The 22,511-nt window shown below is 49.3% G+C and carries 21 protein-coding genes and 2 pseudogenes; 16 read left to right on the top strand and 7 right to left on the bottom strand.

The genetic code is table 11. The features are described 5' to 3' along the window. Positions 1-50 precede the first annotated feature (50 nt). Complete coding sequence (era, locus tag LVJ85_RS07585; RefSeq protein WP_244738470.1) at positions 51-974, top strand: GTPase Era; 924 nt, start codon at positions 51-53, stop codon at positions 972-974. A 248-nt stretch (positions 975-1,222) separates the two neighbouring features. Further along, positions 1,223-2,572 (top strand): sodium-dependent transporter, encoded by a 1,350-nt coding sequence (locus LVJ85_RS07580; RefSeq protein ID WP_085362466.1) that lies wholly within the window; start codon positions 1,223-1,225, stop codon positions 2,570-2,572. Positions 2,573-2,778: 206 nt separating this feature from the next. Here the strand turns inward: LVJ85_RS07580 and LVJ85_RS07575 are convergent, their stop codons facing one another. Together LVJ85_RS07575 and miaA are read right to left on the bottom strand one after the other, a co-directional pair. Then, positions 2,779-4,791 (bottom strand): site-specific recombinase, encoded by a 2,013-nt coding sequence (locus LVJ85_RS07575; RefSeq protein ID WP_244738467.1) that lies wholly within the window; start codon positions 4,789-4,791, stop codon positions 2,779-2,781. Between the two features lie 194 nt (positions 4,792-4,985). Then, a complete protein-coding gene (gene miaA / locus LVJ85_RS07570) occupies positions 4,986-5,930 on the bottom strand; it encodes a tRNA (adenosine(37)-N6)-dimethylallyltransferase MiaA (RefSeq protein ID WP_244738466.1) in 945 nt (314 codons plus the stop codon). A 224-nt stretch (positions 5,931-6,154) separates the two neighbouring features. On the opposite strand from miaA, the gene LVJ85_RS07565 reads away from it, so the two are divergent. Then, a complete protein-coding gene (locus tag LVJ85_RS07565) occupies positions 6,155-7,639 on the top strand; it encodes an aldehyde dehydrogenase family protein (RefSeq protein ID WP_244738465.1) in 1,485 nt (494 codons plus the stop codon). A gap of 92 nt (positions 7,640-7,731) precedes the next feature. On the opposite strand, the gene LVJ85_RS07560 is transcribed toward LVJ85_RS07565, so the two are convergent. The 3 genes from LVJ85_RS07560 to LVJ85_RS07550 all read right to left on the bottom strand — a co-directional run bounded on the left by LVJ85_RS07560 (position 7,732) and on the right by LVJ85_RS07550 (position 9,024). Next, on the bottom strand, positions 7,732-8,343 hold the full coding sequence (locus tag LVJ85_RS07560; RefSeq protein WP_244738464.1) for a hypothetical protein: 612 nt from the start codon (positions 8,341-8,343) through the stop codon (positions 7,732-7,734). Between the two features lie 145 nt (positions 8,344-8,488). Next, a complete protein-coding gene (locus LVJ85_RS07555; protein WP_085362471.1) occupies positions 8,489-8,695 on the bottom strand; it encodes an NF038104 family lipoprotein in 207 nt (68 codons plus the stop codon). A 2-nt stretch (positions 8,696-8,697) separates the two neighbouring features. Further along, the gene (locus LVJ85_RS07550; RefSeq protein WP_244738462.1) at positions 8,698-9,024 is read right to left on the bottom strand and encodes a general secretion pathway protein GspG; all 327 of its coding nucleotides are present in this window, start codon (positions 9,022-9,024) and stop codon (positions 8,698-8,700) included. Between the two features lie 96 nt (positions 9,025-9,120). Between LVJ85_RS07550 and uvrB the strand changes: the two genes are divergently transcribed. The 7 genes and pseudogenes from uvrB (at position 9,121) to LVJ85_RS07515 (ending at position 16,233) form a co-directional block, all read left to right on the top strand. Continuing rightward, positions 9,121-11,184 (top strand): excinuclease ABC subunit UvrB, encoded by a 2,064-nt coding sequence (uvrB, locus tag LVJ85_RS07545; protein WP_370686909.1) that lies wholly within the window; start codon positions 9,121-9,123, stop codon positions 11,182-11,184. A gap of 42 nt (positions 11,185-11,226) precedes the next feature. Continuing rightward, positions 11,227-12,105 carry a hypothetical protein gene (locus LVJ85_RS07540; protein ID WP_244738457.1) on the top strand — a complete coding sequence of 293 codons (879 nt, stop codon included), beginning with the start codon at positions 11,227-11,229 and terminating at the stop codon, positions 12,103-12,105. A 153-nt stretch (positions 12,106-12,258) separates the two neighbouring features. After that, positions 12,259-12,513, top strand: a pseudogene (locus LVJ85_RS07535) (transposase); the annotation flags it as partial. A gap of 404 nt (positions 12,514-12,917) precedes the next feature. Beyond that, positions 12,918-13,172, top strand: a pseudogene (locus tag LVJ85_RS07530) (transposase); the annotation flags it as partial. Between the two features lie 266 nt (positions 13,173-13,438). Then, positions 13,439-13,933 carry a transposase gene (locus LVJ85_RS07525; protein WP_244738455.1) on the top strand — a complete coding sequence of 165 codons (495 nt, stop codon included), beginning with the start codon at positions 13,439-13,441 and terminating at the stop codon, positions 13,931-13,933. A 134-nt stretch (positions 13,934-14,067) separates the two neighbouring features. Continuing rightward, positions 14,068-15,216 (top strand): YjgN family protein, encoded by a 1,149-nt coding sequence (locus tag LVJ85_RS07520; protein WP_255733632.1) that lies wholly within the window; start codon positions 14,068-14,070, stop codon positions 15,214-15,216. A gap of 12 nt (positions 15,217-15,228) precedes the next feature. Continuing rightward, on the top strand, positions 15,229-16,233 hold the full coding sequence (locus LVJ85_RS07515) for a M48 family metallopeptidase (RefSeq protein WP_244738451.1): 1,005 nt from the start codon (positions 15,229-15,231) through the stop codon (positions 16,231-16,233). Between the two features lie 84 nt (positions 16,234-16,317). On the opposite strand, the gene LVJ85_RS07510 is transcribed toward LVJ85_RS07515, so the two are convergent. Both LVJ85_RS07510 and LVJ85_RS07505 read right to left on the bottom strand, forming a co-directional pair. Then, positions 16,318-17,745: an acyl-CoA dehydrogenase family protein gene (locus LVJ85_RS07510; RefSeq protein WP_370686908.1), complete on the bottom strand. Its 1,428-nt coding sequence runs from the start codon at positions 17,743-17,745 to the stop codon at positions 16,318-16,320. 293 nt (positions 17,746-18,038) lie between these two features. Then, positions 18,039-18,866 (bottom strand): AraC family transcriptional regulator, encoded by an 828-nt coding sequence (locus tag LVJ85_RS07505; protein WP_244738449.1) that lies wholly within the window; start codon positions 18,864-18,866, stop codon positions 18,039-18,041. Positions 18,867-18,987: 121 nt separating this feature from the next. Here LVJ85_RS07505 and LVJ85_RS07500 point away from each other — a divergent pair, with 121 nt between their 5' ends. The 6 genes from LVJ85_RS07500 (at position 18,988) to tatC (ending at position 22,380) form a co-directional block, all read left to right on the top strand. Continuing rightward, positions 18,988-19,827 carry a cysteine hydrolase gene (locus LVJ85_RS07500; protein ID WP_107726216.1) on the top strand — a complete coding sequence of 280 codons (840 nt, stop codon included), beginning with the start codon at positions 18,988-18,990 and terminating at the stop codon, positions 19,825-19,827. Positions 19,828-20,003: 176 nt separating this feature from the next. Then, positions 20,004-20,327 (top strand): phosphoribosyl-ATP diphosphatase, encoded by a 324-nt coding sequence (locus tag LVJ85_RS07495; protein WP_085362479.1) that lies wholly within the window; start codon positions 20,004-20,006, stop codon positions 20,325-20,327. A 174-nt stretch (positions 20,328-20,501) separates the two neighbouring features. Further along, entirely contained in the window at positions 20,502-20,825 is a 324-nt protein-coding gene (locus LVJ85_RS07490; RefSeq protein WP_244738447.1) for a histidine triad nucleotide-binding protein, read from the top strand. A gap of 63 nt (positions 20,826-20,888) precedes the next feature. Next, positions 20,889-21,089, top strand: a complete 201-nt coding sequence (gene tatA / locus LVJ85_RS07485) for a Sec-independent protein translocase subunit TatA (protein WP_244738445.1) — start codon at positions 20,889-20,891, stop codon at positions 21,087-21,089. Positions 21,090-21,092: 3 nt separating this feature from the next. Further along, positions 21,093-21,626, top strand: coding sequence for a Sec-independent protein translocase protein TatB (gene tatB / locus LVJ85_RS07480; RefSeq protein ID WP_244738442.1), 534 nt, complete (start codon positions 21,093-21,095; stop codon positions 21,624-21,626). Positions 21,627-21,633: 7 nt separating this feature from the next. Beyond that, positions 21,634-22,380: a twin-arginine translocase subunit TatC gene (gene tatC, locus LVJ85_RS07475; RefSeq protein ID WP_244738439.1), complete on the top strand. Its 747-nt coding sequence runs from the start codon at positions 21,634-21,636 to the stop codon at positions 22,378-22,380. Positions 22,381-22,511 lie beyond the last annotated feature (131 nt).

Genomic DNA, 22,511 nt, shown 5'->3' with positions numbered 1-22,511 from the left:
ATTGTTTTCAGACGGCCGTCTGAAAGACACCGATAGAAAGAATGAAACCGATGAATACAGAAATACCTACCGATATGCTCCCCAATGCCGACGGCTACCGCTGCGGCTTCGTGGCGATTGTCGGCCGCCCCAACGTGGGCAAGTCCACGCTGATGAACCATTTGATTGGTCAGAAAATCAGCATTACCAGTAAAAAAGCGCAGACTACGCGCCATAAAGTAACCGGCATTTACACCGACGACACCGCACAATTGGTGTTTGTGGATACGCCCGGTTTTCAAACCGACCACCGCAACGCTTTAAACGACCGCTTGAATCTGAACGTGACCGAAGCCATGAGCGGCGTGGACGTGATTGTGTTTGTGGTTGAGGCGATGCGCTTTACCGAGGCAGACCGTACTGTGATGAAGCAGCTGCCCAAGCACACGCCGGTGCTGCTGGTGGTCAATAAAATCGATAAAGACAAAGCCAAAGACAAGCTGGCATTGCAGGCGTTTATCGATACCGTGAGCGCAGAATTTGAGTTTGCCGGCCATGAAGTGGTCAGCGCCAAGCACGGTTTGCGGATTGCGCATCTGCTGGAAACACTCAAGCCGTATCTGCCTGAAAGTATTCCGCTTTATCCCGAAGATATGGTTACCGACAAATCCAGCCGCTTTTTGGCGATGGAAATCGTGCGCGAAAAGCTGTTCCGCTATTTGGGCGAAGAGCTGCCGTATGCCATGAATGTGGAAGTGGAGCAGTTTCAAGAAGAAAACGGCATGTACCATATTTACATTGCCGTGTTGGTGGATAAAGAAAACCAGAAGCCGATTGTGATCGGCAAGGGCGGGGAAAAATTGAAGAAAATCTCCACCGAAGCCCGCTTGGATATGGAAAAGCTGTTTGATACCAAAGTGTTTTTGAAAGTGTGGGTGAAGGTGAAATCCGGTTGGGCAGACGATGTGCGCTTCTTGAAGGAACTGGGGCTGTAAGTTTGTCGCATCTTGCGGGGCAAATTCGAATACAGCGTTAATTGCTTGGCGTTACCTGCTTGAGGCCGTCTGAAAAAGCTTTGAGATCGCTTTGTAGGTATCAGATTCTGATTGTGTTCCGCTGCATGATTTTTGGTATTATCACTCTATTTTTTTACCTGATTGTGTGTTGAGGCCGTCTGAGAATATTCGGCGGCATCCAACCCTGATTTTCTTTTCCCTTTCCATTCAGCAAAACGAGAATATTTATGTCGATCAGCTCCCATTGGACATCCAAAATCGGTTTCATCTTATCGGCGGCAGGCTCCGCTATCGGTTTGGGAGCCATCTGGAAATTTCCCTACACGGCAGGCACAAACGGCGGTGCCGTATTTTTTCTTTTGTTTCTGGTGTTTACCGTTTTAATCGGCCTGCCGGTATTGCTGGCGGAGTTTTTTATCGGCCGCCGCACGCAGCGTAACGCGGTGGATGCGTTCAAGGCTTTGGCGCCGAAATCTATGTGGCCGTGGATCGGTCGCATGGGCGTGGCCGCCTGTTTCATTTTGCTGTCGTTTTACAGCGTGGTCGGCGGTTGGGTGCTGGCTTATGTGGTACATGCGTTTACTGGCGAAATCGCGCCGGACACTGATTTCAAACAGCTTTTCGGCGCAACCATCAGCAATCCCGCCGTGGCCATCGGCTATCAAAGCCTGTTTATGCTGCTGACGATTTTGGTGGTGCAAAACGGGATTTCGCAAGGGATTGAAAAAGCCAGCCGTTACTTGATGCCCGCTTTGTTTATCGTTTTCCTGCTGTTGGCGGCGCGTTCGCTGATGTTGCCGGGTGCGATGGAAGGCGTGTCGTTTCTGCTCAAGCCTGATTTTTCAGCCGTAACCGCAGACACGGTGCTGACTGCTTTGGGGCAGGCGTTTTTCTCGCTGAGTTTGGGCGTTTCCGCCATGATTACTTACGCGGCTTATCTGGACGACAAGCAGGATTTGTTCCGCTCGGCCAACAGCATTATGTGGCTGAATATGCTGGTATCGCTGCTGGCGGGCTTGGTGATTTTCCCAGCCGTTTTCGCGCTCGGTTTCCAGCCCGGCGAGGGGCCGGGATTGATTTTTGCCGTGTTGCCGGCGGTATTTCAAAAAATCCCTTTCGGCACAGTGCTTTTTGCCGTTTTCATGCTGCTGGTGACATTTGCCACGCTTACATCCGCTTTTGCTATGCTCGAAACGGTGATTGCCGCAGCGATTCACAATAACGAACAACGCCGCCGACGGGTCACTTGGCTGGCGGGCTTGGCGATTTTGATGGTCGGCATTCCTTCCGCCTTGTCGTTCGGCGCCATGTCTGAATTTACCTTGTTCGGCAAAACGGTGTTTGATCTGTGGGATTATCTGATTACTTCTTGGATCATGCCCATCGGTGCGCTGACGACAGCGGTGTTTGTGGCTTGGGTGCTGCCGAAAAGCAGTGTGTTGGAGCATATGCGGCAGGGCAGTACCTTGCCGGCCAAGATTGTGGTCGTTTGGTATCACGCTTTGCGTTATGCCGCGCCCGTAGCGATTTTGCTGGTATTTGCCAATACCTTAGGCTGGCTTGACTGGTTGAAATAGTTTTAAAGGCCGGATGCTTTGAAAACAATGATGTGAATGCTTTTCAGACGGCCTAATTTTCAGACGGCCTGAAACATTTTATTGAAACAATGTAAAAGACCTTTGCAGAATCCCTTAGCAATATATATCAGGCAGGGATGGCAAAGGTCTTATTTTATGCAGTCGGTTATCAGACACGCGGTTGGGTGTCTGCAATACATCAACGGTTACTTGTGTTCCGATTTGCCGTTGCCTTTAACAATATCGGCAATGGGTTGAACGGGGAAAAACAGATTAAGCGGATTGGCCTTGATTTGCTGCCAAGTGTTTTTCAGCAGCTTGGGTACGCTGTCGATATGCGTATCCCGTGCGCGGAGCGCCACCAGCAAGGCCAGTGCAAAGCTGACGATTAGGTTCACCAGCCCGATTAACATCACAAAACTCAAATTGATCATAAACGAAATGAATCCGATATGGCCGCTTACCGCCGCATAGCCGAGATTGGCCGAAGAGAAGGCAACATGGCGGATATCGAGCGGCAGATTGAGCAGATAACCGAAATAACCGGTCATGCCCAGCAGCATCCCGAAAATAAAGTTTCCCATCAGCGAACCGTAATTGTTGTGGAAGTAGTCTCCCACCCATTTACGGGCTTGAGGGGAAAGTATTTTTTTCAATAAAGGGTTCACAGTGAGGCGGCGGCGCAAATCGAGGTAATCGGCGCGGTTGTCGAAGAAGCCGGCAATAATGCCCGAGCAGAACAGCCAAACTCCCGCAATCGCCGCATACCATAAAGTAGGTTGGGTAAAAACCTGAACCGATTTCAGCTGATAAGCCACGCTGTGCGCATCCAGCAGAGGTTCGCCGGTGTTGGACGCAAAAGTGAAGGCAATCAGAGCAGCTACCAGAATAGCCAAACAGACGTTGCCGAATACGGCCACGCTTTGTGAGCGGACCACGTCGATTAGCAGCGCGCCGAGCTTTGTTTCTACCGAAGAGCGGCTTTTTTCGGTGTGAGCCACTTGTTCAGCAAAGCTCGCCGCCGTCATGGCAGGCTGTTTGGTGGCGACGGTAAAGCCCAGCATGTGAATCAGCATGAAACCGAAACCGTAATTCAGGCCGCTGAGCAGGGAGGTGGTAAATACCCCAAACCCCATGTGGCCGATGTGGATTTTAATCAGCGCCATTAACGAAATGAGTACACCCCCGCCGGCAGCCGACCAAAGCATACTGAAATATTCTTTGCGGCTGCGGGTAATGTAATGCTCGCCGTGATGGCTTTTGTTTTCACTGATGCTGGTAGCCAGCATTTTCACGCTGCGGCGCCACAGTTGGTCGGTGCTGCGCTGTTCTACTGCGGCGGAAGTCATGGATTTGAGCAGGCAGACCACCGCATGTTTGTGATGTTCGCCAGTTTGAATACGGAGCAGGAGGCTCAAACGTTCGATGGTTTGGGAAAGACGTTCGAGCAAATGGGCAACCTTTACCGACGACCCCGAACCGGCTCCCGTGCCTTTGCGGCGTAAACGTTCCACTTGGCTAAGGCATTGGTCGAGCATTACTTCGATATGAGCGGTGTCGTAAGGCGTGGTTTGGGTTTGGTAATGTTCGGCCAACTTGGACGTTTCGCGCTGGAGCGCGACAAACGCCGAATTAACGTCCAACAGCCTCGGTTCGATGCGGATCAGATCCGGTTCCAATGCTTCGGCCGCCACCCAAACCGACAGCATTTCCAAAGCATGCAGTCGGGCGGCGGAAAGTTGGCGCAAAACATTTTGCACCAGTGCTTTATCTGCCTGTTCGTTGATTAAGGAATGGAGCTTCAGCCATTGGCGTACAGTCAGGGTCTGAAGCCATTTGCCGTCGTTTTTGGAATGAAAAAGATAAAGAAAAACGTCGCGTAAATTATTCAGGTCTTTATAAGAAGGGCTGAAACGCTCATACAGGCGCAAACCCAGCTCTCGGGCGAAACCGCTTCGGGAAAATATGCCCAATCCCACTAAAGCGGGGTAAATATGAACTTTGGAAAGCCAAGTGTAAAAACGCCGACTCAATTTGGTACATAAGGCTTGATCTTCCTGCAAGACGGCAAGCAAGGCATCGAAACGATCGGATGCGCGTTTGGCTCCGCCTTTGCGGACAAAATTGATTAAGGCATCGAGTGTGTCGACGAAATCGGCGTTGTCGATGTGTTTATTGAGAATAATGTGTATGGCGGATTGGATGTGTTTTGAAGTCATTTTTATTAATGCCGGTCGGTCTTTCTTTTTCACTTGTGCGGAACTTTTGTGAAGGCCGCAAGCAGTTAAAAATACCTTATTTTGAGAAAACAATCAGCAAAAAATGTAAGCCGGCGCGTGTTTTTACATTGCGGCAGGCAGGTGAGTTTTGAAATAAGATTCTGTTTCGTATCAATTAAAATTGAAAAATGGTGCTATACGCCGAAATGTTTCCGGATATGGCTTAAGGCCGTCTGAAAAATATCTTCTTCGGCGTAAGTGTCGAGTGTTAATTCAGGCTGTATTTTACGCAGCCATGTGAGCTGCCGCTTTGCCAACTGTCGGGTTGCAGCACAGCCTTTTTCGATAAACGTATCAAAATCATATTGTCCTTCGAGATATTCCCAAGCTTGGCGGTAGCCGACGCAGCGCATGGAAGGCAGGTCGGCGTTTAAGCCGGGATACATGGTTTGCAGCCGTTTGACCTCATCGGGAAAGCCTTGCTCCACCATGTTGAAAAAGCGTTTATTTATTTGGGCGTGGAGCAGGGCGCGGTTTTCGGGAATCAGGGCAAGAGTATATAAATCAAGCGGTGGCGTGTAAGTTTGCTGTTCTGCAAAATGCTTACTGAGCGGCTTGCCCGTAAGCATGAACACTTCCAAAGCACGTTCGATGCGCTGGCTGTCGGCAGGTTCCAAGCGCGCTGCGGTCTCGGGATCTATATTTTTCAGACGGCCATATAGATGTGCCGGCCCGTATTGTTTTTTTTCGGCCTGAAGGGCGGCGCGCGTATCGGCATCGGCTTCGGGCAAAGTGTTCAATCCCTGTGTCAGCGCATGAAAATACATCATGGTACCGCCTACGATTAAAGGCAGTTTGCCGTGCCGGTGTATTTCTCCGACCAAGCGGGTGCAGTCGTGTACAAAATCCGCCGCGCTGTAAGCTTCAAGCGGGGAGATGATGTCGATAAGGTGATGGGGAACGCTTTGCCGCTCGGCGGCGGTCGGTTTGGCGGTGCCGATGTCCATATCCCGGTAAACCAACGCAGAGTCCAAGCTGATGATTTCCATCGGTAAAACTTCGGCAATGTGCAGAGCGAGATTGGTTTTTCCGCTGGCGGTGGGGCCGAGGAGTGCGAAGGCTTTCGGGGCTGAAGTCATTAGGCGGGTCGGATGAAAGTAAAGGACAAAGATTATAACAACTACACCCGGCAATGAATATATATGTTTATGCTTAATTATTTTATGACATTTACAATTTCAATGCATCATAATTTTTTACATAATCATAAAATCTTAAGCCTTGAAACATCAATTAAAAAATACTATGCTGAATACAAGCCGAAAAGGCTTGTCTGTTAACTATATGAATGAGGAGAAACATCATGGCAAAAGACCTGAATGTGTTTGATAAAGAATACGGCCTGCTGATCAACGGCGAATGGACCAAAGGCAGCAAAGGCGAATTGATGGCATCTTACAACCCTTCAAATGGCGCCGAGCTGGCGAAATTTGTCGATGCCAGCAATGAAGATGTAGATGCGGCGGTAAAAGCGGCACAGGAAGCGTTTAAAACATGGAAAAAAACCACTGCCGCCGAACGTGCGTTGATTTTGAACCAAATCGCCGACGTGATCGACGAAAACGCCGAGCTGTTTGCTTTGCAGGAAACGTTGGATAACGGTAAGCCCATCCGCGAAACCCGTGCTGCGGATATTCCTTTGGCTTCCGATCATTTCCGCTATTTCGCCAGCGTTATCCGCGGCGAAGAAGGCACTTGCAACCAGTTGGACGAAGAAGATTTGTCTATCGTATTGCGCGAACCTATCGGCGTGGTAGGCCAAATTATTCCGTGGAACTTCCCGTTCCTGATGGCGGCTTGGAAAATCGCTCCTGCTTTGGCTGCGGGCTGTACCATCGTTATCCACCCGTCAAGCAGCACTTCGTTGAGCCTGTTGTCGTTTGCCCAAAAAGTGAACCACTTGCTGCCTAAAGGCGTGTTGAACATCATTACCGGCCGCGGCTCGAAATCAGGCGAATACATGCTGCACCATAAAGGCTTCAGCAAGCTGGCGTTTACCGGTTCTACCGAAGTCGGCCGCCATGTCGGTATCGCCGCCGCCGAAATGCTGATTCCGGCTACATTGGAATTGGGCGGTAAGTCTGCCAACATCTTCTTCGACGACATGCCGTTCGACAAGGCTTTGGAAGGCGCGCAAAAAGGTATTCTGTTCAACCAAGGCCAAGTGTGCTGTGCCGGTTCGCGTATTTTCGTTCAGGAAGGTATTTACGATAAATTCGTGAATGCGCTGGCGGAAGAGTTCAAGAAAGTGAAAGTAGGCCTGCCGTGGGAAGATGACACTCAAATGGGTGCCCAAGTGAATGCCGGCCAACTCGACACCATTTTGAAATACGTGAAAATCGGCGAGCAAGAAGGCGCGCGCATCATTACCGGCGGTAAGAAAATCGAAGGCGGCGATTTGGGCAAAGGCGAATTCGTTGAGCCTACCCTTATTGCTGCACAAAGCAACGACGACCGTATTTCTCAAGAAGAAATCTTCGGCCCGGTGGCGACTGTAATCAAGTTCAAAACCGAAGAAGACGTAATCAAAATGGCCAACGATTCCGAATACGGTTTGGGCGGTGCGGTTTGGAGTAAAGACATCAACCGCTGCCTGCGCGTTTCCCGTGCGTTGGAAACCGGCCGCGTTTGGGTGAACTGCTACAACCGCTTGCCGGCCGGCGCACCGTTCGGCGGTTACAAAACTTCCGGTATCGGCCGCGAAACCCACAAGATGATGTTGGCTGCTTACACCCAAGTGAAAAACATCTATATCAGCACCCGCGAAGAGCGTGAAGGCATGTATTAATTGTTGATGTAATCTTGGTTTGAATCAGGCCGTCTGAAAAATGATTTTCAGACGGCCTTAATGTTTCTTTCAACTTATTGATATTGAGCAGTCTATATTTGATTCAACACCATAATGTTTACAGTAGAAAGCAGCGAAACCATCATAGCCAAAGTGCCCGATATATCTGAGAAATAGGGCTGTTTTTTCCATTTTGCCCCTAAGAAAAGCTGGATAATCAAAACAGCAGGCAGCGGCAGCGTGAAATAATGGAGCAGATTCATATTTAATGTGCCGTTGAAATTCAAAGCTATCATCGCGCAAGAATAGACAGCCGCCCAAAATAGATAAACCAGCCCGTATAGCCTGATTTGGCGCTGCATGATGTTTTCCGGCAGGCTGCCTTGTCGGAAGGCATAAAGGATAAAACCAAGTGCGATATGGAATACCGATGCGGCAAGGATAAACGCCGCGAAAGACATAAACGCCGTCATGCCGGCAAAAGTAGGGAGGCGGGAAAGATAATAAAGCGGCATCATCCAAAAAGCGCAAGCCAGCAGGCGGATAAAGCCTGAAAGCAAAATGCGGTGGCCGGTTGTTTTGTCTGCCTGTTTTTCATTTAGAGAAAAACTGCCCGAAGCGTTTTTGCCGGAAAAAAGCAGAATATCGGCATAGATGCTGCACAAACCCGACGCCAAAATAATCACCGCCATCCATAAATCCATCTCTCCCTCCTTGGTATTGTGAAAACACAGATTCATTCATAAGATTACGGCACAGGCGCGCTGCTTGCGCCGCAATTTCATGATGTTAAAGCGGATAAGGCAGATGAGGCGGAATATGGAAATGGTGAATCAGAGCACGAAAATATTACTCTTTGTCTTGCTTATCTTTTTCTTTTTTATCGTCGTCACCATCAGGGATGGCTGCCCGCACTACCGCTCCCGTGCCTTTTACCGCAACTTTGCCTACCGTTAAAACCGTTGTCGCCGCCAAATCCGCAGCAGCGGCGACAACGCAGCCGTTCAGCATCAGGCAGGCAGCAATAAGAATGACGAATCGCTTAAAAAGTTTCATATTCAGTGCTTGCAATCTTCATGATGTTCATGGTCTTCGTTGCAGGCGGCAAGCCAAGCATCGTCGTCGCCGTCGAACTCTTCCACTTCGTCAAATTCACCGTTTTCCGCAAGAGTCACCAATTCTTCCAAATCGTGTGCGCCTTCCACCCAAAAGCAGGGAATGTCCGGCGGTGTATTCGGGGCAAGAACGGCGGCCAAGCCTTCATGCCATGCCAGCCAGTAGCCGTTGGCCGTCTGAACAAATTGTGCGTCGGGGTGGATGCTTTCGCCTTTGGTGTTGACCAACATGCGTTCGGCGATTTCCGTTTGGAAGGGCAGTATTTTCATTGTGAGATCCGTTAAGGTTTGGAAATAGCGAGCATTATAACAAAGGCCGTCTGAAAACGAGGCGGCAGCTTTTCAGACGGCCTTTGTTATAATGCTATGTTTCTGTTTTTAATAAAGCCGGGCCGCATCATGCAAGTGATTCAATTCGAAAACTCCCCCTTTAAACTCCACCAGCCTTTCCCGCCTGCCGGCGACCAGCCCACCGCGATCGCCGGCCTGCTCGAAGGGCTTTCAGACGGCCTCGCTTACCAAACCCTGCTCGGCGTAACCGGCTCGGGCAAAACCTATACCATGGCCAACGTGATTGCCCAAAGCGGCCGCCCCGCCATCATCATGGCGCACAACAAAACGCTGGCGGCGCAGCTTTATGCCGAGATGCGCGAGTTTTTCCCCGAAAACGCAGTGGAATACTTCGTTTCCTACTACGACTATTACCAGCCCGAAGCTTATGTGCCCAGCCGCGACCTGTTTATTGAAAAAGATTCCGCGATTAACGAACACATCGAGCAGATGCGCCTTTCCGCTACCAAAAACCTGATGACGCGCAACGATGTGATTATCGTCGCCACCGTGTCCGCCATCTACGGTATCGGCGACCCCACCGAGTATCAACAAATGGTGCTTTCCGTGAAAGAGGGCGACACCATCGAGCAGCGCGACATCATTTCCACCCTCGTTTCCATGCAATACGAGCGCGGCGAAATGGATTTCAAACGCGGCTCCTTCCGCGTGCGCGGCGACGTGATCGACGTGTATCCCGCCGAGAGTTCTGATAATGCCTTGCGCATCAGCCTGTTTGACGACGAAATCGACCGCCTCGACATCTTCGACCCGCTCACCGGCAGCAACATCCAGCGCGTCGGCCGCTACACCGTGTTCCCCTCCAGCCACTACGTTACCCCGCGCGATACCGTGCTGCGTGCCTGCGAAAGCATTAAAGAAGAACTGCGCGAACGCATTGATTTCTTTACCAAAGAAAACCGCCCCGTCGAAACCCAACGCATCGAGCAGCGCACCCGCTTCGACCTCGAAATGCTCTACGAAATGGGCTTTTGCAAAGGCATCGAAAACTACTCGCGCCACTTTTCCGGCAAAAAAGAAGGAGAACCGCCGCCCACGCTGATGGATTATCTGCCCGACAACGCCATCATGTTTATCGACGAAAGCCACGTTACCGTGACCCAGATCGGCGGCATGTACAAAGGTGACGCCAGCCGCAAACAAAACCTCGTCGATTACGGCTTCCGCCTGCCTTCCGCCCGCGACAACCGCCCGCTCAAATTCCACGAATTTGAAAAAATCATGCCGCAAACCATCTTCGTTTCCGCCACACCCGCCAAATACGAAGAAGAACACGCCGGCCAAGTGGTCGAACAAGTCGTGCGCCCCACCGGCCTTGTCGACCCGCAAATCGAAATCCGCCCCGTCGCCACCCAAGTAGACGACTTACTCAGCGAAATCAACGACCGCATCGCAAAAGGCGAGCGCGTACTCGTTACCACCCTCACCAAACGCATGGCCGAACAGCTCACCGACTATTACAGCGAACTCGGCATCAAAGTACGCTACCTGCACAGCGATATCGATACCGTAGAACGCGTTGAAATCATTCGAGATTTACGCCTCGGCCTGTTTGACGTGCTCGTCGGCATCAACCTTTTGCGCGAAGGCTTGGACATCCCCGAAGTATCACTCGTCGCCATCCTCGATGCCGACAAAGAAGGCTTTCTGCGTAGCCACCGCAGCCTGATCCAAACCATAGGCCGCGCCGCCCGCAACGTAAACGGCGTCGCGATTTTGTATGCCGACAAAATCACCGATTCCATGAAAGCCGCCATCGACGAAACCGAACGCCGCCGCGAAAAACAGATTAAATTCAACCAAGAACACGGCATCGTGCCGAAGCAGATTACCAAACAGGTAAAAGACATCATCGACGGCGTGTACCACGACGATTCAGGTAGCCCCAAAGGCAAAGGCCGTCTGAAAAACAAAGTGAAAGTCGGCGAAATCCATACTGAAGAAGACGCGATTAAAGAAATCGCCAAACTCGAAAAAGCCATGCAGCAGGCGGCGCGGGATTTGCAGTTTGAAGAGGCTGCGGTGTTAAGGGATAAGATACGGGGGATTAAGGAAGGGTTGTTGTTTGGGGCGGAGTAACCTTATTATTATATTTTCAAATTTTAAATGGTTATTTGAATTATGAATCAAATTATGAGAACAAATATAATAGGCGCGGCACAATATGCAATGGAAGCCCATAAAAGTGCATTAGTTAGCTTTATATCCTTTATATCCAGTAATAGAGGGAATGAGCATAATATAGAACATATTGGAACAGGATTTTTTTATACTTCAGAAACAGGCATTAACCTTTTGATTACTGCTAATCATGTTATTGAACAGCTGCTAAAAAGCCCTAATCCTTATTGTAGTATTTTATTGGGAGATAATAAATTAGGAAATAGTGAGTTTTATCTTTATTCGGTGTTTAAATTGAAGTTTCATATGGATTCTAGGACTGATATTGCCTACTGTATTGTGGATGAAAATTTTCTACGTGAAATAGATATAGCAATTTTTTCATCAAGAGATAGATCTATTTTAAGAAGGCCTAAATCATTTAGGTCAACTATTGTTGATGGTGGAAAAATAGAGGATGAATATATCTTTGGTTTTCATGCAAGTAATAATATACGTAAATTAAACTTTCAGGGTTACAAAAGAAATTCAAGTAAATATCAAATTAGAAGAATACATGATGTGTCAAAGGATGTCTCCGTTTTAACTAGCATTAAAAATCCTATATTTTTATATTTCGATAGAAAAGATATGTTGTCTGTAAATGATGATGATTTTATAAAAACAAAGTTTCAAATAACTCGACAACATTTCACCAAGATTGGTAATTCTCCTGATTGGGCAGGTATGAGTGGTTCGCCATATATTAATGTTTACACAACTGAGAATGATCAGCTTTATTTGAGAGTGTCTGGTATTTTGGTTGAACATTTATATGCTCCACCAGCAAATGGTCGTTATTTAGTAGCATCACCGTTAGAAAATATAGTGAACTCGTAGCAAGTGTAGGTCGGATACTTGTATCCGACATAGCGGTTTTTATTACAGAAATATTCAATCATTATGATAATGCATACATAAACATCGGATTCGAGAATCCGACCTACATCTTGTATCATCTGTATGGGTTAATTTGTATAACAAGGGGAAAATATGCGGTATCGTCGGTATTACCGTGCGGGCGGAACGTATTTCTTTACGGTGGTGGCGCATAACCGCCAACCGATTCTAACCGGCGATGCGGTGCGCTTGGCTTTGCGTGAGGCGGTTTGGGCGGTGCGGGAAAAATATCCGTTTGAAATTGCGGCATGGGTGTTGATGCCGGATCACCTGCATACCATTTGGCATCTGCCTGAAAACGATGCGGATTTTTCCGAACGGTGGCGGCAAATCAAAAGGCACAGCAAGCGTAGGTCGGATACTTGTATCCGACAAAATGCTTGGTATAACGGAAATGTTTAATCATTGTGATGATGCGTAAATGTCGGATTCAAGAATCCGACCTACGGTTACTGTGGTTATCAATCGATAAGGCCGTCTGAAAATTCAGACGGCCTCAATGCTGTTATCTCAAATATGGCAAACAAATGTAGCAAGCGTAGGTCGGATACTTGTATCCGACAAAATGGTTGGTATAACGGAAATGTTTAATCTTTGTGATAATGCGTAAATGTTGGATACTTGTATCCGACATAACGGTTGGTATGACGTAAATGTTTAATCATTGTGATGATACATAAATGTCGGATTCGAGAATCCGACCTACATCTTGTATCATCTGTATGGGTTAATTCGTATAACAAGGGGAAAATATGCGGTATCGTCGGTATTACCGTACGGGCGGAACGTATTTCTTTACGGTGGTGGCGCATAAGCGCCAACCGATTCTAACCGGCGATGCTGTGCGCTTGGCTTTGCGTGAGGCTGTTTTGGCGGTGCGGGAAAAATACCCGTTTGAAATTTCGGCATGGGTGTTGATGCCCGACCATCTGCATGCCATTTGGCATCTGCCTGAAAATGATGCGGATTTTTCCGAACGTTGGCGGCAAATCAAACGGCACAGCCAGCGTAGGTCGGATACTTGTATCCGACAAAATGGTTGGTATAACGGAAATGTTTAATCTTTGTGATAATGCGTAAATGTCGGATTCAAGAATCCGACCTACGGCTATCAAACCAAGAAGCAAGCGTAGGTCGGATACAAGTATCCGACAAAATGTTTGGTATAACGGAAATGTTTAATCATTGTGATGATGCATAAATGTCGGATTCGAGAATCCGACCTACATCTTGTATCATTTGTATTGGTTAATTCGTATAACAAGGGGAAAATATGCGGTATCGTCGGTATTACCGTGCGGGCGGAACGTATTTCTTTACGGTGGTGGCGAATAAGCGCCAACCGATTCTAACCCAAGATGCTGTGCGCTTGGCTTTGCGTGAGGCGGTTTTGGCGGTGCGGGAAAAATATCCGTTTGAAATTGCGGCATGGGTGTTGATGCCGGATCACCTGCATACCATTTGGCATCTGCCTGAAAACGATGCGGATTTTTCCGAACGCTGGCGGCAAATCAAAAGGCACAGTCAATATTTAATCGGTGCCGACACGCGGTTATGGCAAAAACGGTTTTGGGAACATGCTATTCGTGATGAAGCGGATTTTGTTCGTCATTTCGATTATGTGCATTTCAATCCGGTGAAGCACCGCCATGTGCCAAAGGTATCTGATTGGCCGTTTTCTACTTTTCACCGTTATGTCAAACAAGGGCTTTATCCGCAAAACTGGGGCGGGGATGGCTCTGATTTTATGGTGGCGTATGATTCATGAAGGTGTCGGATTCGGGAATCTAACCTATGGGGTGATCAATTAACGAGGCCGTCTGAAAATTCAGACGGCCTTTGCTGTATACGATAAATTTTTATTTTATAATTCGATGTTTTTATTTTAATGGTGGGGAAGATATGGCGGAAGTATTTGACAATAGGCCTTATCCGGATGGTGGGCATAGTGCCGGGGCGGATGGTGTGTTTGTGCAGGCGGAGGATTCGCTTCCGTCTCATGGTTTCGGCGGAAACGTTAGCCGAAATTGGCGCTTTGATTTTCACGGTACGGTCAATGAATATTTTAAGATTTGGATCGTGAATCTGTTTTTATCTGTGATTACTTTGTCGTTTTATTCGCCGTGGGCGAAGGTGCGGCGTTTGCGTTATTTCTACGGTAACACGGTGCTGGGGCAGGATAAATTTGATTTTACGGCGATTCCTGCCCGTATTTTGATCGGGCGGATTATTGCTACGGTTTTGTTTGTGGCGTTTTCGCTTTTATCCAATATTGATCCGATGTATTCGAGTGCGGTTTTGTTGTTGGCATTTGCGCTGATGCCGTGGCTGGTGCGCTCGACCATGCGTTTCCGTGCGCGTAATACGAAATACGGCAACAGCCGTTTTTATTTTTCGGCAACGATGGGGCAGTCTTATTGGGTGTTGGCGAAATGTGCGGTGGTGACGGTTTTGGGCGCGGGCTTGCTGTATCCTTTGGCGCTTTATTGGTTTAAGTCTTATCAAATCAAGCATTTGCATATCGGTAATTTGCGCTTTAATCTGAATACGGGTGTGGGCGGTTTTTATGGCGCGGTGTTGAAGCCTTTGCTGTTTATCGTGTTGTTGGTTGCGGCGGCGGTGCTGGTTTTGTTCGGTATGGGTTATGTGTCGGATTTGGGCTATGTGTTGTCGGATCGGGTGGTGTTTCCGCTGGTGTATCTTTTGATTATGCTGCCTTATATTGCTGTGTTGGGCTTTTTTATACCGCTGACGCAGGGTTATCTGTTCCGCGCAACTTGGCAGGATGTGAGTGTGGGCAACAGCCGTATTACGACTGATTTGAACCCGTATAAATACGCTTGGATTAAATTGACCAATTATATTGCGGCTGTCTTTACGCTGGGTTTGCTGCTGCCGTGGGGTGCGGTGCGTTTGTACCGCTATCAGGCGCAGTCTTTGCAGGTTGAGTTGCAGGATAATCCGCAAGATTTGATGAATATGGCTCAAAATGATCCGGATGCTATCGGTGAGGAAATCGCCGATGTGTTTGATATCGATATTTCACTTTAAGGCTGCTTGAGCATGTCTGAATCTCTTACGGTAAGTTATTACGACGGAAAGCGTAATGTTCCCCATCAGGCTGAAATTTCGCTTGATGGGGGCAAATTGCGCGTGGTGTATAACGGCGGGCAAACTGCCGAATATCCGCTGCACAGTATTGCTTATATGGCCGGAGTGGGCGGCGTTTTGCCTGCTTTGGAGTTGCCGGGCGATGCGCGCATTGAGTTTTTGAATCATGATGTTCCGCACTGGCTGCCTTTGCAAAACAAAACGATGTTGAAGCAAGTAGGGCGGCTTGAGAGAAGTTGGAAATGGGCGGTTGTTTCTTTGGTGGCAATGATTTGCGCGGTTGTGGTGATGTTTAAATGGGGCATTCCCGCTGCAGCTTATCATGCTGCCCACCATCTGCCTGAAAAGACTTTGCGCGGTGTAGGTAATCAGGCAGAGGAATTTATTCTTGAAATCACTGGCAAAAGCAGCCTTACCGCCAAGCGGCAGAAAGAAATATCTGATTTATATTACAAAAAGCTTAATCCTGAAAATCCGGCAAAACTGTTGTTTCGAGACGGCAAAGGGCTTGGCGCCAATGCGTTTGCGATTCCGAACAACACCATTATGCTGACCGACGCATTGGTTGACTTGGCCAAGCACGATCATGAAATTTTAGCCGTGCTGGCACACGAGCAAGGCCATCTCAAAGAGCGCCACAGCTTGCAACAGGCTTTGCGAGGTATCGGCATGAGCGTGTTTCTGCTTGCGCTTACCGGAGATGCCACGGACTTTCTAGACGGCTTGCCGGTGTTGTTTGCCACCGCGCAATATTCGCAAGAGTTTGAGCTGGAAGCGGATTTGCATGCCATCAACGAATTGAAGCGCTTGAATATTCCGCCCCAACATCTTGCTACTTTCCTGCAACGTTTGCATCAGGATCATGGCCATGATGAGGGGAATGCGGTGGAGAATATTTTGAGCACGCATCCGGTTACGTCCGAACGGGTAAAGCAGGTTAAGCAACATGCGAAGTGAAGATTTTTGAAATAACCATCGTTTAAAACCATAAAGGCCGTCTGAATATTTTCAGGCGGCCTTTTAATAGACGGGCAAAACAATTTAGTCTTGGCAATCCAACATATCCTTACGGATATCCCGCAATACAAATTCGGCGGTATCTTCGTCTTCGGCCTGAACCCACACAAACAGTTTGGCGACAATCTTGCCGAGAAACACTTTTTCTAAAGCATCGGCATGGCTCAAATTGTATTGCGCTAAGAAATCGGCAATGTCGGCGGGCAGGGCGGTGCGCTTGGCTTGGCGGATGTTGGTAAAGCGTTTGTCCGATTGCAGGCGTTCCAGCAAGGTTTGGTTTTTATCAAGCTTGATGCCTTGTTCTTTTTCTTCGATGGTGGCGCGGGTGAATTGGTCGTAAATCTCCGCGTAGAGCATATCGTTGGGGCCTTCGAAGATGGTGAAGGGGCGGATGTCGATGGCAATGTTGCTGGCGGGGTGGCCGTGTTCGAAGCCTTTGGCGCCGAGCAGTTTTTGCAAGATTTGTGCTGCGCCGTAGGTGTATTCGGTGGCCAGCGTTTTGATGATGTTGGCTTCCATCAGCTGGTGTGCGACGACGGCATCGGGGGCGACGCGGTTGCAGGTGAAGCGGTAGAGCACTTGCGAGATGCCGTAGCGTTGCATGATTTCGCGGCATTCGCGGGCGACGAATTTGATGTCTTGCTTCACGAAACGGTTCATGTTTTCAATGATGTATTCCATGATGCCGTGGGTCATGCCCACCAGTTGCAGGCGGCTGCGGATGAAGATGTTTTGGAACGCGCGTAAGCCGGCGGCATCGCTTTCGGAAAGTTTCATCACGCAATCGGCGGGGATTTGGGCATCAATATGGTTGACCGCATAGCGCACGGCGAGCAGGCCTTCGGAATTGAGGGTTTCGCAGCGGATGTATTGTTTGGGCACCAGCAGCAGGTTGATGGTTTTCGACAGTTTGCCGTTTTTGCGCTCTTTGGCGGCAACCAGCAGAAATTCGCTGGTGGAATTGCCTTGCCAGTATTTGGTTGCATTAACGTAAACGGTTTGTTCGTCGATATATTCGTAATACGACTGCATTTCGCGGGCAATCGCGGCACCGGAGGTTTCCGGTTCGGTAATGGCGAGGCCGCCGCCTTCGCCGTTGAAAATGAAATCGAGGCCGGTACGGATTTGGGCTTCGTTGCCGAATTCGACCAGAGGCTGCAAAACCAATGCGCCTTCGATGCCGGTGCGCAGGGTAACGGGTACGCCGTAATGGCCGGCGATGCGCAATACTTCCTGAATTTCAAACTGGCTGCTTTTTCTGCCGCCGTGCTTTTCGGCTAAAAAGGGCAGCAACAGGCCGGCTTTTTTCAGCTCCAGCCATTTGTTTTCGGGAAGGTATTGCATCAGATTGATTCCGTTTGGAAAGATGCGTTTGAATGCAGATTCGATGTGCTGTAAGAAATCAGCGGTGTTCATCTGAATGAGCTGTGCTTCCAAAATACCTGATGCCATGATGATTTGCATTTCCGTTTTAGAGTAAAATTTCTATTTTATAGCATATTTTTTGTTTTTTGATAATGGTTGATGAAAAATCGGCAGGTTTTCCGGAAAACACGGGGAGAGTTGTGCCGGATTGGCTTTAAATGAGAGGGAAGGCGGAAGGATATCCGATGAGATGCTCATGCTTCTTTTTCAAATCATCCCAACGTAAATGCAAGTGTGGCAGGGTCGGTACTTAATACTTGCAATATTTATGAATCGGGCGGCGCAAAGGTATTTTCAGACGGCCCCGGATATATTGGCATTCAGGTTCCGCGCCCGTAGCGGCGCAGCCATTCGCTTGGTGTCATGCCGATTTCGCGTGTGAATACGCGGCTCAGTGCGGCAGGGTGGCTGTAGCCGACTTTTTCTGCTGCCAAGCCGATCGGCAGCCCTTGTTGGAGTAAAGTCTGTGCTACGGAAATACGCCAGTTGGTAACGTAAGCCAAAGGCGGTATGTTCATGATTTCTTTGAAATAGGCTGCAAAACCCGAGCGCGACATGGCGGCCTTTTCCGCCATCAGTTCAAGTGTCCATTCTTGTGCGGGATGTTGGTGTATTTCCTGTAATACATTGCTTAATTTTTTATCTACCAAGCCTCTCAATAAACCTATTTGCAGTTTTTTCTGCTCAAGGCAGCAGCGGATAACCTGAATGGTGAAGTAGGCGCACAAATGGTGTATGGCGGCATGGTAGCCGCATGATTGTCGGTTGCTTTCGTTGAAAATTTGATCGGCAATGGTTCTTAATTGGGGCCGGTCTTCTAAAAAAAGCACTTCTACGTTGCGCAGGGTATCTACCAACGGGTTGCGTACGCCTTCTCCGAAATCAAAGTTGATGCAGAGTATTTCAAGCCCTTCGCTGTCTATGGGGTGGATGCGGTGCAAAACATTGCTGGGCGAGAAAACAATGCCCGGTTGGTTTATTTCTATGGTTCGATTCTCTGATAAATGAAGCAGGCAGCGGCCTTTGCGGATAAAGTGGAGATAGCCTTTGTTGGGCTCGTCGAAGTGGCCTGTTCTGCACAGTTGGCCGATGAAGAAGAGGTTGGTGCGGAATCGGAAATAGGTAAAAAGGCGGGAGACGCTATCCATGAAGACTTTCGGTTAATAAGTGTGGATGACGGGTTAAACCGGCTCGGGGTATTTTTCTTAAAATGCCGCCACGTTTGCAGAAAAACAAACATTATCCACATTATTTGAAAGGAAGAATTCTATGTCAAACCACAAAGATGAGCAAATCGACCAATCCCGCCGCAATGCTTTGGGCACAGGCTCCCGTTTGGCTATGGCCGCTACCGTTTTGGGGGCGATGGGCGTAACAGGTGCGGCAGCTGCAGCCGGTAAGAAAACCCAAGAAAAAGGTATGTATGACGAACCCGAGCAATACGGTTTGAAACGCCACGGTATGAAAATCGATCCCCAGCGTGTCGCTTTGTTGGTGGTTGACCCGCAAATCGACTTTTTAAGCCCGAAAGGGGTGTTGTGGGGTGCGGTCGGTAAAAATGTAATGGAAAACAATACCGTAGAGAATCTCGAGCGTTTGTTTAAGGCTGCCAAAGCAGTCGGTATGCCCACCATCGTTTCGCCGCATTATTATTATCCGCAAGACCATCAATGGGCGTTCGGCGGTCCGGGAGAACACGCGATGCACGACGGCGGCGCGTTTGCCCGCAAAGGTGCTTATACTTTGGAAGGGTTTGAAGGCTCGGGCGCGGACTTTATGCCGCAGTACAAACCTTATATATTTGACGGTAAAACCGTGATTGCTTCTCCGCACAAAGTGTTCGGGCCGGAAAGTAACGACGTTGTGCTGCAGTTGCGCAAACGTAAAATCGACCAAGTAATTTTGGCGGGTATGTCGGCCAACTTATGTATCGAGTCACACTTGCGCGAGCTGATCGAACAAGGTTTTGAAGTGGCTGTCGTAAAAGATGCGACCGCAGGCACGATTATCCCCGAAGGCGACGGTTATCAGGCGGCATTGGCTAATTTCCGGATTATTGCCAATGATTTGTGGACGACTGACCAAGCAGTCCGGTATATGAAAGGTTGATGCGCAAGCAAACCGAAGCCGGAATCTTCCCGGCTTTAAAGCAAACTTCAGACGGCCTCATAAGGGGCCGTCTGAAAAACCTTCAAACACGCGCATCCTGTCATAGACAGCATGGCACAGCCGCGCCATAATCACGCTGTTTTGAGAGTCATCCGATTTGTTGATGAAAGATTGATATGAGCGACCAAGTTTTAACCCAAATCCAAAACGTTATCGATTCCCGCAAAGGCCAAGACCCGCAAACGTCTTATGTGGCCCAGCTTCTGCACAAAGGCGAAGACAAAATCCTGAAAAAAGTGATTGAAGAAGCGGGCGAAGTGCTGATGGCTTCCAAAGACGGCGGCGGTGAGCATTTGGTGTACGAAGTGGCGGATTTATGGTTTCACACGCAGGTGTTGCTGGCGCATCACGGCTTGCGCGTTGAAGAGGTGTTAAACGAGCTGGCGCGCAGGCAGGGTTTGTCGGGGTTGGCGGAAAAAGCGGCGCGGCAGGAAAGCTGAATTTGTATTAAAATCCACCCGAAAAGATGCGGAGGCCGTCTGAAAGATTCGGTTTCAGACGGCCTTTCTTTTATAATTGTATAAAGGCAATATCGAATCGGGCCTGTCTGAAAACAGTCCGGCCGCTTTGTGCCGAGGATTGGGTTTTCGGCTATATTTTCGGAGTATCTTGAGATGACTGACTGTATTTTCTGCAAAATCGTGGATAAGCAAATCCCCGCCGGCATCGTGTATGAAGACGGCGACATGCTGTGTTTCAAAGACATCCGCCCCGCCGCGCCCGTGCATCTGCTGTTGATTCCGAAAGTGCATTTCGATTCGCTCGCGCATGCCAAGCCCGAGCATGAGGCGTTGTTGGGCAAAATGATGATGAAAGTGCCGCAAATCGCCGAAGCCAACGGCCTTAGCGACGGTTTCAAAACCCAAATCAACACGGGCAAAGGCGGCGGGCAGGAAGTGTTTCACCTGCATATCCACATTATGGGGCGGCCTGCCTGAACATAAGGCAGAGGCCGTCTGAAAAACATTTCTATATTGATTTTAATGATAAGGACTTAAATCATGGGTAGCTTCTCTATCTGGCACTGGGTTGTCGTGCTGGTGATTGTTGTGCTGATATTCGGCACCAAAAAATTGCGCAACGTCGGCAAAGACTTGGGCGGCGCGGTACACGATTTCAAAAAGGGTCTGAACGAAGGTACCGAAGCCGATAAAAAAGACGATGTGATCGAACACCAAAAAGACGACAACAAATCGGCTTAAACCATGTTTGATTTCGGTTTCAGCGAACTGCTGCTGATAGGTGTGATTGCGCTGGTGGTGCTCGGCCCCGAGCGCCTGCCCAAAGCCGCCCGCATGGCGGGGAGCTTGCTCGGGCGTGTGCAGCGCACGGTGAGCAGCGTGAAGCAGGAATTGAGCGCGCAAATCGAAATGGACGAACTGCGCAAAGCCAAAAGCGAGTTCGAATCCGCCGCAGAATCGCTGCGCGACGGGCTGGGCAGCACGGGCGAAAGCCTGCGCAAGGATTTGGACGATATTTCAGACGGCCTCAAAGTGCCGGCATGGGAACGTGTGCCGCAACAGCGCACGCCCGCCGATTTCGGTTTGGACGAACACGGCAACCCGCTGGGCAGCGACCATGCCGACAACGGCTGGCTCGATTACCCGATGCCGTCTGAAAACCCGCACGCATCCGGCGGGTTTCATACAGTCTCCCTGCGGCGGCAGGCCATGCAGCGCAAACGCGACATGCGAGTGCGCCACCGCCCGAAACCGCAACTGCGCGTCCGCAAAAAGTGAGTAAACGGTGTCTGAAGAACAACAAGCCCAGCAGCCTCTGGTTGAACATTTAATCGAATTGCGCCGTCGCCTGATGTGGATAATCGGCGGCCTCTTGATCTGCTTTTTCGGCCTGATGCCCTTTGCCCAAAAGCTCTATACGTTTGTGGCCGAACCGCTGATGGCAACGCTGCCGGCCAACACCAGCATGATTGCCACCGACGTGGTCGCGCCGTTTTTCGTGCCGGTGAAAGTAACGCTGATGGCGGCTTTTTTGCTGTCGCTGCCGCACACGATGTATCAGGTTTGGGCGTTCGTTGCCCCCGCGCTTTATCAAAATGAAAAACGCCTGATTACGCCTTTGGTGCTCTCGAGCATTTTGCTGTTTTTTGCAGGCATGGCGTTTGCTTATTTTCTGGTGTTTCCGGTGGTGTTCAAGTTTCTGGCCGGCGTTACACCCATCGGCGTGAACATGGCGACCGACATCGACAAATACCTGTCGTTTGTCTTGGGCATGTTTGTCGCGTTCGGCACCACATTCGAAGTGCCGGTGGTGGTGGTTTTGCTGAACCGCATGGGCGTGCTGTCGCTGGAGCAGTTAAAGTCCGCACGGCCTTATGTGATTGTGGGTGCGTTTGTGATCGCCGCCGTCATCACGCCGCCCGACGTGATTTCGCAAATCATGCTCGCTGTGCCGTTGGTGTTGCTGTATGAAGCGGGCTTGTGGTTTTGCCGTTTTATCAAGCCTTTGTCACGGCAGCGGGATAGTGATTGATGAAAGCCGAACCGTTGTTGTGCAGCCAAACCCATCAGCATCATTTTCACATTGGCATGGCGAAGCAGTGAAGCAACATATCGAGGCCGTCTGAAAAATCATATGGTTTTCAGACGGCCTCTGCTGTTTTT

This window comes from Neisseria sp. Dent CA1/247 (assembly GCF_022870825.1).
GTDB classification, from domain to species: domain Bacteria; phylum Pseudomonadota; class Gammaproteobacteria; order Burkholderiales; family Neisseriaceae; genus Neisseria; species Neisseria zoodegmatis.
This window is presented reverse-complemented; position numbering and strand designations above follow the sequence as displayed.